We start from the raw sequence: 12,954 nt of genomic DNA on the forward strand, positions 1-12,954 counted from the left end.
GCCACGGGGTTATCATCCGCGAGAATGTCCTGCAAGAGTGTCGGATTTTTCATCCCGTCAGATTCGTCAACACCAGGGAGGGTTTTATGGCGCAAGTACCGGTACTGAAGCTGAACGACGGTAATGCAATGCCCCAGCTGGGCCTGGGGGTGTGGCAGGTTCCCAACGACCAGGCGGCCGCCAGCGTCAAGGCCGCATTGGCGGCCGGCTACCGCTCGATCGACACGGCTGCCATCTATGGCAACGAGGCCGGCGTGGGCGAGGGGCTGCGCGCTGCGGGGGTAGCCCGCAAGGATTTGTTCGTCACCACCAAGCTGTGGAACGACCGGCATGGCTACGACGAGGCGCAGCGCGCCATGGACGAGAGCCTGCGCAAGCTGGGCCTGGCCTATGTCGACCTGTTCCTGATCCACTGGCCGGTGGCCGGCAGCGACAAGTTCGTCGATGCCTGGCGCGCCATGGTGGCGATGAAAGAGGACGGGCGCGCCCGCTCGATCGGCGTGTCCAATTTCACGATCGCCAATCTGCGGCGCCTGGTCGACGAGACCGGCGTGGTGCCGGCGGTCAACCAGGTCGAACTGCATCCGGGGTTCGCCCAGCGCGAGCTGCGCGCCTTCCATGCCGAACAGGGCATCGCCACCGAATCCTGGAGCCCGCTGGGCCAGGGCGCCGTCATGCACGACGCGACGCTGGCTGGGATCGCCGCGCGCCACGGCAAGTCGGCGGCGCAGGTGACGCTGCGCTGGCATCTGCAGAATGGCCTGATCGTGATTCCCAAGTCGGTGACGCCGGCGCGCATCCAGGCCAACATCGACGTATTCGACTTCGAATTGTCGGCCGACGAGATGGCCGATATCGACGCCTTGCCGGAAGGCCCGCGGCTCGGACCCGACCCCGCCACCTTCACCGGCTGATACCCGCGGCGCCGCCCCAGGGGGCGGCCAAGGAGCTTGGAGACCATGGAATACGTACGACTGGGCAGCACCGGACTGAAGGTGTCGCGCCTGTGCCTGGGATGCATGACCTACGGCGAGCCGGCGCGCGGCAACCACGCCTGGACGCTGGACGAGACGCAGAGCCGGCCGTTCTTTCGGCAGGCGCTGGATGCCGGCATCAATTTCTTCGATACCGCCAACAGCTACTCGGACGGCACCAGCGAGGAATTCCTGGGACGCGCCTTGCGCGAGTACGTGCCGCGCGACGAGGTGGTGGTGGCGACCAAGGTGTTCTTCCCCTTGCGCAAGGAACCCAACAGCGGCGGGTTGTCGCGCAAGGCCATCATGCGCGAGATCGACGCCAGCCTGCGGCGGCTCGGTACCGACTACGTGGACCTGTACCAGATTCACCGCTGGGACTACGACACGCCCATCGAGGAGACGCTGCAGGCGCTGCATGATGTGGTCAAGGCCGGCAAGGCGCGCTACATCGGCGCTTCCTCGATGCATGCCTGGCAGTTCGCCAAGGCGCTGTACCTGGCCGACCGGCATGGCTGGACGCGTTTTTCCACCATGCAGAACCACTACAACCTGCTGTACCGCGAGGAAGAGCGCGAGATGCTCAAGCTGTGCCGCGCCGAGGGCGTGGGCGTGCTGCCGTGGAGTCCGCTGGCGCGCGGGCGCCTGACGCGCGACTGGGCCGAGGGCAGCGCGCGCGCCGACACCGACGATGTGCTCAAGCGGCTGTACAGCGCCACCGAGCAGGCCGATCGCGGCGTCATCGACGCGGTGGGCGAGGTGGCGGCGCAGCGCGGCGTCTCGCGCGCGCAGGTGGCCATGGCCTGGCTGCTGCGTCAGCCGGCGGTGACCGCGCCCATCGTGGGGGCGAGCAAGCCGGGCCACCTGGAGGACGCGGTGGCGGCGCTGGCCCTGCGCCTGACCGACGAGGAGGCCGCGCGCCTGGAAGCGGCCTATGCGCCGCATCCGGTGGCCGGATTCGCCTAGCCGCCGCGGCGCGGGCCGGGCGCGGGACGGCGTTCGCGCGGGACGATCCAGAAGCGCGCGATCACCACCAGCAGCCAGGCCAGCGCCAGCCACGAGGCCCAGTGCCACACGCCGGTGCCCAGCAGGGCGGCGAGCAGCCCGAACACGCTGAGCGCGCCCAGCACGATGGGCATGCCCCAGACGAAATAGAAATGCTGGCGCGGCGTCATGCGGGCGTCCTTTGCGGTTCGGCTGCCTGCTGGTGGCGGCGCACCAGCTCGGCCACGCGTGCGTCGGTGGCCTTGCGGCGCGCCAGCCACAGGTAGAGGCCGCTGCCCAGCACCACGATGGTGATCAGGTCGAGCAGGGCCCAGATGATTTTCAGCGGCATGCCGCCGTAATCGCCGAAATGCAGCGGGCGCGACAGTTCCAGGACGGTGAGGTACCACGGCATTCTGGCGACGGCGGCCAGCTCGCCGGTCTTGCCGTCGACCAGCACCGGCGTGTTCAGCTTGGAGGTCAGCGGCGTATTGCCCTTGAGCCAGACGATGTAGTGCTGCGGGCTGCCGAAGGCATTGCCGGGATACGAGATGCCGGTCAGGGCGCGGTCGGGCACGGCCGCCAAGGCCGTGTCGGCGGCGCGCTGCGGCGCCGACAGCTCGGCCGGCCGCGGGACGGGCTTGCCTTGGTAAGGAGCCGTCATGGCCTGCAGTTCGGTCTGCTGCCAGAGGCGGAACAGCGGCGTGGACAACTCGTTGATGACGCCGGTCAGGCCGACGACGAAGGCCCAGACCAGGGTGACGATGCCCAGCAGGTTGTGCAGGTCTAGCCACTTCAGGCGGTTGGAGCGCGAGGCGCGCACCGTGCCGAAATCCAGCTTCTTCATGAACGGACCGTACAGCACCACGCCCGAGACGATGGCGATGACGAACAGCAGGCCCATCAGGCCGAGAAACAGCTCGCCGGCCAGCCCGGCGTAGAGGTCCACGTGCAGCGCCAGCATGATGCCCATGAAGCTGAAGCGGTCGGCCGAATACTTGGGGCCGTCGTGCAGGATGTCGCCGGTGCGGGCGTCCACGCGCACCGCGTGGCCGGCCTCGACCGCCTGGCCCAGCTTGGGCGTGAAGCCGACATAGACCTGGGGTTCCTCGTCATCCAGGAAAACGTAGTCGATGTATTCGTCGGGGTAGAGCGCATGGGCGCGGGCGACGATGGTGTCGAGGCTGGCCTCGGGCGTGCCCTCGGCCACCTGCGCCACGGGCTTGCCCTCGTCGAGCAGGTGCTCGATCTCGTGGTGGAAGACCAGGGGCAGGCCGGTGATGCAGATGATCAGCAGGAAAAGCGTACAGACCAGGCTGGTCCATTTATGGACCAGGTACCAAGTCTTGATGGTCGACGCTGTACTCATGGAATAGTGGAAGTAGGTCTAAAAGCGGAAAAGTATCACGAATAATATTTATTCTCATCAGTTTTTTGTAAGCTGGGCATGCGCGCCCGCGCCGGCCGGCCCGCCGCCATCCGGGTTACAGTGACCGTACCACTTTTTTCCAGGGATCCGGCCCTGGCTTGCGATGGCCCCGAACCTGCAGTACCCCGCTTTCCTGCGCCTGCCGCGCAACCCCGCCGGACGCGACTTCGCCGTGGGCGATATCCATGGCCATTTCTCCCGCCTCGAGCAGGCGCTGGACGAATGCGGCTTCGATCCGCGGCGCGACCGCCTGTTCTCGGTGGGAGACCTGATAGACCGGGGGCCGGACAGCGAGGCCGCGGTGCAATGGCTGGCGCATCCGTGGTTCTACGCCGTGCAGGGCAACCACGAGGACTATGCCATCCGCCATGTGCGCACCGGCCTGGTCGACCAGGACAATTGGCGCAGCTATGGCGGCGGCTGGTTTCTCGATGCCGCGCCCGAGCGCCAGCGCGCCTGGGCCGGCGCGTTCGCGGCCTTGCCGGTGGTGATCGAGGTGGCGACGCAGGCCGGCCCGGTGGGCTTGCTGCACGCCGATTGCCCGGTGCGGGACTGGAGCCGGCTCGAGTATTTCCTGCAGGCGCGGCCCAAGCGGGCGCGCTCGGTCTGCCAGTGGTCGCGCGAGCGGCTGGCCAGCGGCGACGCGCGCGGCGTGGACGGCATCCGCGCCGTGGTGGCGGGCCATACGCCGGTCAGCGAGCCCGTGGTGCTGGGCAATGTCTATCACATCGACACCCAGGGCTGGCGTCCGCATGGCTATTTCACCTTGCTCGACCTCTCTACGCTGAGCGCCTGGCCGCGCCCGGCGCAGGCCGGCGCGCCGGCCGCGCGCGGCTGAGCTAGAGCGGCGTGGCGCCGACCCTGCCCGGCAGGGTGACGGGCTGGGCCGAGGCGCCGCCGTGCGCGGGCGCGGCAGGCGGTGCGGAGGCGGCCGCGGGCGGCGCGCCCAGCGGCAGGCTGGCCGGCGTGGCCTGCCCGTCGGGCAGGTCGGCGCGGGGCACCGGAATCGGTGGAATGGGAGGTTGCCCGCCCGACGAGGAGCCGGCGGGCGGCTGCCCGGGCTGCTGCACGCGCGCGGGCGCGCCGTCGCTGGGGCGCATGTTGTTCAGGAAGTCGGTCAGCTCGTCGCCGCTGGACAGATCCAGCGCGGCCACGGCCTGCCCGGGCGGGAATTCGCTGAAGTAGTACTCGCTGTTGTCGACGATCAGGCCCTGGGGCCGCGGCGCGCGCGGCGCCTGGGGCGTGCCCTTGAGCGTGGGCTGTTCGTAGTCGAGCCAGGTGGACAGCGCCAGCCCGCTGCCGAATTCGTTGGTGCCCAGCGAGCGGGGCTGGTCGAACCCCATCCAGACCGTGGTGGTCTGCTGCGCGGTGTAGCCGGAGAACCAGACATCGACCGCGTCGTTGGTGGTGCCGGTCTTGCCCGCGATGTCGTTGCGCTTGAGCGTGCGGTAGACGCGCGCGGCCGTGCCCTTGGTGGTGGTGTCGTGCATGATGTCGTCGATCACCCAGGCCGTGCGCGGGTCGATGGCGCGCGCGGTTTCGTCGCCGGCCTTGACCGGCGTGGTCTGCATCAGGACCTTGCCGGAACGGTCGGTGACGCGGTCGATCAGGTAGGGGGTGACGCGATAGCCGCCGTTGGCGAACACGCTGTAGGCGTTGGCGACCTGCAGCGGGGTGGCGCCGCCGGCGCCCAGCGCCAGCGGCAGCACGGCGGGCCAGCGCGCCTGCTCGAAGCCGAAGCGGGTGAGGTAGTCGCGCGCGTACTCGGGGCCGATGGCCTGCAGGATGCGGATCGACACCATGTTCTTGGACCGGTACAGCCCTTCGCGCAAGGTGAGCATGGGCTCGTAGCGGTTGCCGTCGTTCTTGGGCTGCCAGGCGCGCGAGCCGGTCTGCTCGGCGGTCAGCATGAAGGGCTGGTCGTTGACCTGGGTGGCCGGGGTCATGCCGCGCTCGAGCGCGGCGGCATAGACGAACGGCTTGATGGTGGAGCCGGGCTGGCGCCACGCCTGGGTGACGCGGTTGAACGAGCCGCGGTGGAAGTCGAAGCCGCCTATCATGGCGCTGATCGCGCCGTCGGCCGGCGACATCGATACCAGGGCCGCCTGCAGCGCGGGCATGTTGATGATTTCCCAGGTGTCGCCGTTCTTGTGCAGGTACACCACCGAGCCGCGCCGGATGCGCAGCGCATCCTTGGCGTTGGGGGCCAGCGCGCGGGCCACGATGGCCAGCGCTTTCTTGTCGTCGACGGTGACGATGTCGGTGGCGGTGCGGGCCACGGTCACCGAGGTGGGGCTGGCCGACAGCACCACGCCGGCCAGCAGGTCGTCGCTGTCGGGCGCCTGGTCCTGCACGCTGTCGAGGATTTCGTCGAAGGCCTGGGCGTCTTGTTCGATGCCGTCGGGCAGGTCGATCTGCGCCTGCGGGCCGGGATAGGGCGCGCGCCGGGTGTAGTCGAGCACGCCCGCGCGCACCGCGCGATAGGCGGCCTGCTGGGCCTTGGAATCGATGGTGGTGTAGACGTCGATGCCGTGCGTATAGGCGCCGTCCTGGTAGATGCTGTACATCAGCTGGCGCACCAGCTCGGCGGGATACTCGCCGTGGATGGCGAAGCCATGCGCCGGGCCGCCCTCGCTGCCGCGCAGGACGATGGTCTGCGCGCGCGCCTCTTGCACCTGCTCGGGCGTCAGGTAGCCCAGCGTCTGCATGCGGCCCAGCACATATTGCTGGCGCGCGGTGGCGCGCGGCAGGCTGGCCAGCGGGTTGGCGCGCGAGGGCGCCTTGGGAATGCCGGCCAGCATGGCGGCCTCGGCCGGGGTGACCTCCGACAGCGGCTTGCCGAAATAGGTGCGCGACGCGGCGGCAAAGCCGTATGAGCGGTGGCCCAGGTAGGTCTGGTTCATGTAGAGCTCGAGGATCTGGTCCTTGGTGAGCTCGGCTTCTATCTTGTAGGTGAGCAGCAGTTCATAGAACTTGCGCGAGTACGTCTTTTCGGAGGACAGGTAGAAGTTGCGCGCCACCTGCATGGTGATGGTGCTGCCGCCCTGGCTCTTGGACAGCTTGACCATGTTGGTCAGCACGGCGCGTGCCACGCCCATCCAGTCCACCCCGCCATGCTGGTAGAAGCGGTCATCCTCGGCGGCCAGCACGGCCTGCTTCATGACCTGCGGGATTTCGTCGGCGCGCAACACGTTGCGGTGTTCTTCGCCGAACTCGCCGATCAGCACGCCATCGGCGGTATAGACGCGCAAGGGCACGCGCGGCCGGTAGTCGGTCATGGCGTGCAGCTCGGGCAGGCTGGGCCAGGCCAGCGCCAGGGCCAGCCCCAGCGCCAGCGCGCCCGCGGCGCCCAGGCCGGCCACGGCCACGCCCGCTTTGATCAACAGGGATTTGCGAAACAGCCGCGGCCCGCCGGGCGGGGGCGGCTTGGTGGATTGCGAAGACGTATTCATCGGTGCCGATTCTAGGGCAGAACACCATAGACCGGCATCTGGGGGAATTGGTTTCCGTAACCAAACGTGCACGGCGCCGCGCCGGCGTAATGCGGGACGGATCGGACCGATCCCCCGCCGGGGCGGGGGCCGGACTCAGGGCTTGAGGTGCTCGGTGAAGAATTTTTCCATGGCGGCGTAGAACTCGAACTTGTTCTCGTCGTTGTGGAAGCCATGGCCTTCGTTGTCCTTGACCATGTACTCGACCTCGACGCCGCGCTGGCGCAGCGCCTGGACGACCTGGTCGCTCTCGGCCTTGTTGACGCGCGGGTCCTTGGCGCCCTGGGCGATGAACAGCGGCGTCTTGATGCGGTCGACGTGCAGCGCGGGCGAGGTGGCTTCCAGGCGCGCCTTGTCGCGCACCGGGTCGCCCACCATGTCCTGCATTTTGGCCAGCAGCGGCTTCCAGTAGGGCGGTATGGTGTTCATGAAGGTGAACAGGTTGGATACCCCCACGTAGTCGACCGCCGCCGCGTACAGGTCGGGCGTGAAGGCGACGCCGGCCAGCGTGGCGTAGCCGCCATAGCTGCCGCCGTAGATGCCGATGCGCCGCGGGTCGGCGATGCCCTGGTCGATCAGCCATTGCACCCCGTCGGTGATGTCGTCCTGCATCTTCAGGCCCCATTGGCCGAAGCCGGCTTCCCAGAACTTGCGGCCGTAGCCGGTCGAGCCGCGGAAGTTCATCTGCAGTACGCAGAAGCCGCGGTTGGCCAGGAACTGCACTTCCGGGTTGTAGCCCCAGCCGTCGCGCGCCCAGGGCCCGCCGTGCGGGTTGACGATGCAGGCCAGGTTCCTGGGCGCGCGTCCGGCCGGCAGGGTGAGATAGCCGTGGATGGTCAGGCCGTCGCGGCTCTGGTAGCTGACGGGCCGCACCGGCGCCATGTCGGCCTCGGGAATGGCGGGATTGATGTCGGCCAGCTTGTGCAGGCTGTCGCGCCGCGCGTCGTACAGATAGCGCGACCCCGGCGTGCGGTCGTTGTAGGCGGCCACGATGAAGGTGTCCTCGTCGCGGTTCCAGCCCTGCAGCGCGAAGTCGTAGCCGGGCAGGGCGCGCGCCAGCCGGGCGTACAGGGCTTCGGTCTCGGCGTCGAAAAACCGGTGGCGCGGCTTGTCGGTCTGGTAGGAGGCGACGGTCAGCACCTTGCGCTTGCGCGAATAGCCGGCCGCGTCGAGGTCCACCTCGTCCGGTTCGAATACGGGTTGCTCCACGTCGGGCGTGGCCGGGTCGATGACCACCAGGGCCAGCTTGTCGCGGCCGCGGTTGCTCAGGGCGTACAGCTTCCTGTCGTCGAAGGTGAAGAAGGCCGGGCTGACGCTCACGCGGTAGTCGGTGGTGATGAGCGGGCGAAACGGCGCGGCCTCGTCGTCGCGGTAGAGCAGGGTGGTGTTCAGGCCGTCGCTGGTGATGGCGGCGCGCACCTTGCCGGCATGGTCGGTCTGCCAGCCCACCACGTTGCCCGGGTTCTGCGCGACCAGTTCGGCCGCCCCGGTGCGCACATTGACGCGGTAGACGTCGAACACCTGCGGGTCGCGCCGGTTGTGGCTGATCAGCACGTGGTCGGGGTCGTCGGGCAGGTCGTCCTCGATCGAGGCGCGCACCCCCTCGTAGGGGGTGAGGTCGGCGACCTGGCCGGTGCGCGCGTTGACGGCCAGGACGTGGAAATTCTCGTCGCCGCCGAAGTCTTTCTGGTAGAGCACGGTGTCGTCGCCCTTCCAGAAGAAATTGCTGATATCGCGCGCGGTTTCGCTGGTCAGCTTGCGCGGCTCGCCGGCCGGCACGCCGTCGGCCAGCGCCTGCACGTAGATGTTCATGCGCGGCGGCTGGCCGTCGATGCTGACCGGCTGCATGAAGCCCAGCGTCTTGCCGTCGTCGGCCAGGCGGAAGTAGCCGCGCTCGGGGTTGCGGAAGAAGTCCTTGAGCGGATAGGCGCGCGGGGGCTGGGCGGCCGCGCCCAGCGTGGTGCCGATCAGGCCGGCGGCCAGGACGGTGCGCTTGATGAGGGTGAGCAAGGGGAACCTCCGGAGAATGCGGGCGCGGCGCGGCCGCGCGATACGGCGTTGGGCGTGCCGCCGGCGCCGGCGACCGTGTCGATCATGCCACAGGCGCGCCGGCAGTGTCGAACGGCCCCGATATGCGGGATAATCGCGCCCATGTCATCGGGAGAAATCATGCGCATTGCACGGATTGCCGCGGTTGCGGGGGTGGTGGGGCTGGCTGGCTGCTCGGTGGGCACCGCGCCAGGGGCCGGCGCCGTGTCGGGCAACTACAAGCTGCAGACCAACTATCAGGACGCCTATCGCTACGCGACGGTGCAGGCCGAGCGCTGCCTGGTGGGCCAGGGCGGCTACCGGGTGGTGGGCGAACTCGACGACAACGCGCGCACCGGCCTGGTGCGGGTAGTGGCGCCGTTCTTCGACGGCGAGATGGCGCGCGTGGAGATCGGCGCCATCGATGCGCACAGCTCCAACGTCTATATCGGCATGTGGGGCAAGAGCATCTGGAATACCGACGCGCTGCGCGCCATGCGCGAAGCGGTCGTGTACGGAGTGCCGTCCTGCGTGGCCTATATGCCGGGCGATCCGGCGCCGACCGAGGAAGTCTGGCGCCTGCCCAACCGCTAGGCTCAGTCGCCGCCGGGGCGGCGCTGGATGATCTTGAACGTGGCGGTGGCCTTGGCCACCAGTTCACCGGCGCTGTCGCGGATCTCTCCTTCGCAGAAGGCGATCGACGCGCCGCGGCGCAGGCAGCGCGTTTCGATGACCAGGTCGCCGCGCCCCGGGGACATGAAGCTGGTGTTCATGTCGATGGTGGCCACGCCGACTTCGGGGGTGTCGCCGCGGATGGCGGCGCCCAGGGTGAAGTCCAGCACGCTCATCAGCGTGCCGCCGTGGATGTCGCCGCGGCTGTTGACCAGGTCGGCGCGCGCCGGCAGCCGGGTGCGGGCGGTGCCGTTGCCCGAGTGCTCGGGAACCACCCCGAGCAACTGCATGAAGGGAATGGTCAGGCCGAAAAAGTCGGTGTGTGGTGTTGACATGATGGGTAGCTGTTGCGTGACAGATCTGTGGTGAAGGTAAGAGGCGGGCCATAATATCGCTTTTTCCGGCCGCGGCAGGCGGCGACGCTTTTCAGTCATGTCCCAGCTCCAGCGCAAAATCGTGCACATCGACATGGATGCGTTCTATGCGTCGGTCGAGCAGCGCGACAATCCGGCATTGCGCGGCCTTCCGGTCGTGGTGGCCTGGACCGGGCCGCGCTCGGTCGTGTGCGCGGCCTCGTACGAGGCGCGGCGCTATGGCGTGCATTCGGCGATGGCGGCGGCGCGCGCTCAGCGGCTCTGTCCGGACGCGGTCTACGTTCCCCCCGATTTCAATCGCTACCGCGAGGTGTCGCGCCAGGTGCGCGCCATTTTCGCGCGCCACACCGACCTGATCGAGCCGCTCTCGCTGGACGAGGCCTATCTGGACGTGACGTGCAACAAGCTGGGCCTGGCCTCGGCCACCGAGGTGGCGCAGATCATCCGGCGCCAGATACGCGAGGAGACCGGCCTGACCGCCTCGGCGGGCGTGGCGCCCAACAAATTCCTGGCCAAGATCGCCTCCGACTGGAACAAGCCCGACGGCCTGTTCGTGATCAAGCCCTCGCGCGTGCTGGACTTCCTGCAACCCTTGCCGGTGCGCAAGGTGCCGGGCGTGGGCAAGGTCATGCAGGCGCGCCTGGAGCAACTGGGCATCCAGACGGTGGGCGACCTGAGCCGCCATTCGGTGGCCGAGCTGGAGCAGCGTTTCGGGCGCTATGGCGTGCGCCTGTACGAGCTGGCGCGCGGCATCGACGAGCGCGCGGTGCAGGCGGACCAGCCGGCGCAGCAGGTTTCGGCCGAGACGACGTTCGACACCGACCTGGCGCTGGAGGCGCTGGGCGAGGCGCTGGAGCGGCTGGCGGCCAAGGTATGGGAGCAGGGCGCGAAGAAAGGGCGCATCGGGCGCACCACGGTGTTGAAGCTGAAGACCGACCGTTTCCGCATCCTGACGCGCAGCCTGACGCTGATGCAGCCGCCGGGCTCGGCGGCGGAGCTGGCGGCGATCGCGCGCCAGCTTTGTACCCGCGTGGACCTGCCGGCGCACACGCGCTACCGGCTGGTCGGGGTGGGGATGAGCAATTTCCCCGACGCGCAGGCCGAGGCGCCGCGCCAGGCGGAGCTGTTCGGCGACGCCTTCTAGTCGACCAAGACCGGACGCGCTCCCTAGGGGAGCAGGCGCGCCTTGACCTGCTGCGACAGCGCGGCCATGTCGGCGCGGCCGGCCAGCTTCTGCTTCAGGATGGCCATGACCTTGCCCATGGCGGGCGCGCCCGTGACGCCTTGCGTGCTGACTTCGGCCAGCGCGGCATCGACGGCGGCGGCCACTTCCTCGGGCGCGGCCGCCTGGGGCAGGAATTCCTGCAGCACGGCCAGCTCGGCTTTCTCGTGTTCGGCGGTTTCGGTGCGTCCGGCCTGCTCGAACGCGGCGATCGATTCGCGCCGCTGCTTGACCTGCTTCTCGATGACGGCGGTGATTTCCGCGTCGCTCAGTTCGCGGCGCTCGTCGACTTCGCGCTGCTTGATGGCGGCCAGCAGAAAGCGCAGCGTGGCCAGGCGATCGGTGGCCTTGGCGCGCATGGCGTCCTTGACCGAGTCGGACAGGCGGGCTTTGAGCGTATCGTGGCTCATGACGGAATCCTTGGATAGGTGACTGCAAACCGCTATTTTCGCCGCCCGGGGGCGGGGCCGCAAACGGCGCGCGATACGGGCCTTTTAAAAGGTGTAGAATAAATGCGTGTTTTAATTTTTCGCAGCCACATCGAAGGAACCGCAGTATGTTGAGCCCCGAAGTCCGCGCGCTGGTCAAGGCCACCGCGCCCGTCCTGAAAGAACACGGCGAGGCGCTGACGCGCCATTTCTATACGCGCATGCTGGGCGGCAACCCAGAGTTGCGCCAGCTGTTCAACCAAGGCCACCAGCAAAGCGGCCAGCAGCAGCAGGCGCTGGCCGCCGCGGTGGCGGCCTATGCCGAGCATATCGACGATCCCTCGGTCCTGCTGCCGGTGGTCGAGCGCATCGCCCACAAGCACGTCAGCCTGGGCGTGCGCGCGGAACACTACGCCATCGTCGGCAAGCATTTGCTGGCCTCGATCCGCGAGGTGCTGGGCGAAGCGGCCACCGACGAACTGATCGACGCCTGGGCGGCCGCCTATGGCCAGCTGGCCGATCTGCTGATCGGACGCGAGCGCGCGCTGTACGCCGCCGCTGCCTCCCGCGACGGCGGCTGGACCGGCTGGCGCGCCTTCAAGGTGGTGCGCAAGACGCCGGAAAGCGCCGAGATCACCTCGTTCTACCTGGCGCCGGCCGACGGCGGCGCCACTCCCGACTACCTGCCGGGCCAATACGTATCGGTGCGGGTCTACGTGCCCGAGCTGGGCCTGATGCAGCCGCGCCAGTACAGCCTGTCCGAGGCGCCGGGCATGCCGGGGCAACTGCGCATTTCGGTCAAGCGCGAGGCCGGCTCGCCCGCCGGCATGGTGTCGGGCACGCTGCACAATCGCATCAACGAGGGCGATGTGCTGGACGTGTCGCCGCCGCAGGGCGATTTCACGCTGGACGCCGAGGACGGCCGGCCGGTGGTGCTGCTCAGCGGCGGGGTGGGGCTGACGCCGATGGTGTCCATGCTCAACCACCTGACGGCGCGCGACGACGGCCGGCAGATCCGCTTCGTGCATGCCTGCCGCGAGGCCGGCGTGCATGCGATGAAGGAACATATCAACGCGCTGGCCGCCAAGCGGCCGAATGTGCGCAAGGCGGTGTTCTACGAGCGCGTGGGCGCGGACGACCGGCGCGGCGTCGACTACGACTACGAAGGCCGGGTCGATCTGCATGCGATCCGCGACGAGGTGATCCTGCCCGACGCGGACTACTACCTGTGCGGTCCGTTGCCCTTCATGCAGGCGCAACGGCGCGCCCTGGCCGACCTGGGCGTGGCCGAGCACCGCATCCATGCCGAAGTGTTCGGCACCGGTGGCGTGGCATAGCGGTGTATGCTTGCC

Annotated in this window: 12 protein-coding genes; 6 read left to right on the plus strand and 6 right to left on the minus strand. The window is 68.6% G+C overall.

All coding sequences use genetic code 11. The features are described from left to right. Positions 1 to 86: 86 nt before the first annotated feature. Both LK409_RS06065 and LK409_RS06070 read left to right on the plus strand, forming a co-directional pair. A complete protein-coding gene (locus LK409_RS06065) occupies positions 87 to 914 on the plus strand; it encodes an aldo/keto reductase (protein ID WP_010930068.1) in 828 nt (275 codons plus the stop codon). Positions 915 to 959: 45 nt separating this feature from the next. Beyond that, entirely contained in the window at positions 960 to 1,940 is a 981-nt protein-coding gene (locus tag LK409_RS06070; RefSeq protein WP_010928124.1) for an aldo/keto reductase, read from the plus strand. Here LK409_RS06070 and LK409_RS06075 read toward each other — a convergent pair. Next, positions 1,937 to 2,149: a hypothetical protein gene (locus tag LK409_RS06075; protein WP_003810850.1), complete on the minus strand. Its 213-nt coding sequence runs from the start codon at positions 2,147 to 2,149 to the stop codon at positions 1,937 to 1,939. The genes LK409_RS06070 and LK409_RS06075 overlap by 4 nt on opposite strands. Further along, positions 2,146 to 3,327, minus strand: coding sequence for a PepSY-associated TM helix domain-containing protein (locus tag LK409_RS06080; protein WP_010928125.1), 1,182 nt, complete (start codon positions 3,325 to 3,327; stop codon positions 2,146 to 2,148). Before LK409_RS06080 ends, LK409_RS06075 begins: the two co-directional genes overlap by 4 nt. A gap of 163 nt (positions 3,328 to 3,490) precedes the next feature. On the opposite strand from LK409_RS06080, the gene LK409_RS06085 reads away from it, so the two are divergent. Next, complete coding sequence (locus LK409_RS06085) at positions 3,491 to 4,225, plus strand: metallophosphoesterase (protein ID WP_003810854.1); 735 nt, start codon at positions 3,491 to 3,493, stop codon at positions 4,223 to 4,225. A 1-nt stretch (position 4,226) separates the two neighbouring features. Here LK409_RS06085 and LK409_RS06090 read toward each other — a convergent pair whose 3' ends face one another. Together LK409_RS06090 and LK409_RS06095 are read right to left on the minus strand one after the other, a co-directional pair. Further along, entirely contained in the window at positions 4,227 to 6,839 is a 2,613-nt protein-coding gene (locus tag LK409_RS06090) for a penicillin-binding protein 1A (protein ID WP_041937159.1), read from the minus strand. A 135-nt stretch (positions 6,840 to 6,974) separates the two neighbouring features. After that, positions 6,975 to 8,888 carry a S9 family peptidase gene (locus LK409_RS06095; protein WP_003810859.1) on the minus strand — a complete coding sequence of 638 codons (1,914 nt, stop codon included), beginning with the start codon at positions 8,886 to 8,888 and terminating at the stop codon, positions 6,975 to 6,977. Between the two features lie 159 nt (positions 8,889 to 9,047). Between LK409_RS06095 and LK409_RS06100 the strand changes: the two genes are divergently transcribed. Continuing rightward, on the plus strand, positions 9,048 to 9,500 hold the full coding sequence (locus tag LK409_RS06100; protein WP_003810861.1) for a BPTD_2524 family lipoprotein: 453 nt from the start codon (positions 9,048 to 9,050) through the stop codon (positions 9,498 to 9,500). Positions 9,501 to 9,502: 2 nt separating this feature from the next. Here LK409_RS06100 and LK409_RS06105 read toward each other — a convergent pair whose 3' ends face one another. Beyond that, positions 9,503 to 9,913, minus strand: a complete 411-nt coding sequence (locus LK409_RS06105; RefSeq protein WP_003810864.1) for a PaaI family thioesterase — start codon at positions 9,911 to 9,913, stop codon at positions 9,503 to 9,505. 97 nt (positions 9,914 to 10,010) lie between these two features. Here LK409_RS06105 and dinB point away from each other — a divergent pair, with 97 nt between their 5' ends. After that, positions 10,011 to 11,096, plus strand: coding sequence for a DNA polymerase IV (dinB, locus tag LK409_RS06110; protein WP_003810865.1), 1,086 nt, complete (start codon positions 10,011 to 10,013; stop codon positions 11,094 to 11,096). Positions 11,097 to 11,119: 23 nt separating this feature from the next. Here dinB and LK409_RS06115 read toward each other — a convergent pair whose 3' ends face one another. Beyond that, positions 11,120 to 11,584, minus strand: a complete 465-nt coding sequence (locus LK409_RS06115; RefSeq protein WP_010928128.1) for a GatB/YqeY domain-containing protein — start codon at positions 11,582 to 11,584, stop codon at positions 11,120 to 11,122. Between the two features lie 146 nt (positions 11,585 to 11,730). Between LK409_RS06115 and hmpA the strand changes: the two genes are divergently transcribed. Beyond that, entirely contained in the window at positions 11,731 to 12,939 is a 1,209-nt protein-coding gene (gene hmpA / locus LK409_RS06120) for an NO-inducible flavohemoprotein (RefSeq protein WP_003810868.1), read from the plus strand. The last annotated feature ends 15 nt before the right edge of the window (positions 12,940 to 12,954 follow it).

The organism is Bordetella parapertussis (assembly GCF_020735925.1).
Taxonomy (GTDB): domain Bacteria; phylum Pseudomonadota; class Gammaproteobacteria; order Burkholderiales; family Burkholderiaceae_B; genus Bordetella; species Bordetella pertussis.

Excerpts from the sequence above, each read along its gene's own strand:
- LK409_RS06065 (WP_010930068.1), top strand. The coding sequence starts at position 87 with ATGGCGCAAGTACCGGTACTGAAGCTGAACGACGGTAATGCAATGCCC.
- LK409_RS06070 (WP_010928124.1), top strand. The coding sequence starts at position 960 with ATGGAATACGTACGACTGGGCAGCACCGGACTGAAGGTGTCGCGCCTG.
- LK409_RS06075 (WP_003810850.1), bottom strand. The coding sequence starts at position 2,149 with ATGACGCCGCGCCAGCATTTCTATTTCGTCTGGGGCATGCCCATCGTG.
- LK409_RS06080 (WP_010928125.1), bottom strand. The coding sequence starts at position 3,327 with ATGAGTACAGCGTCGACCATCAAGACTTGGTACCTGGTCCATAAATGG.
- LK409_RS06085 (WP_003810854.1), top strand. The coding sequence starts at position 3,491 with ATGGCCCCGAACCTGCAGTACCCCGCTTTCCTGCGCCTGCCGCGCAAC.
- LK409_RS06090 (WP_041937159.1), bottom strand. The coding sequence starts at position 6,839 with ATGAATACGTCTTCGCAATCCACCAAGCCGCCCCCGCCCGGCGGGCCG.
- LK409_RS06100 (WP_003810861.1), top strand. The coding sequence starts at position 9,048 with ATGCGCATTGCACGGATTGCCGCGGTTGCGGGGGTGGTGGGGCTGGCT.
- LK409_RS06105 (WP_003810864.1), bottom strand. The coding sequence starts at position 9,913 with ATGTCAACACCACACACCGACTTTTTCGGCCTGACCATTCCCTTCATG.
- dinB (WP_003810865.1), top strand. The coding sequence starts at position 10,011 with ATGTCCCAGCTCCAGCGCAAAATCGTGCACATCGACATGGATGCGTTC.
- LK409_RS06115 (WP_010928128.1), bottom strand. The coding sequence starts at position 11,584 with ATGAGCCACGATACGCTCAAAGCCCGCCTGTCCGACTCGGTCAAGGAC.
- hmpA (WP_003810868.1), top strand. The coding sequence starts at position 11,731 with ATGTTGAGCCCCGAAGTCCGCGCGCTGGTCAAGGCCACCGCGCCCGTC.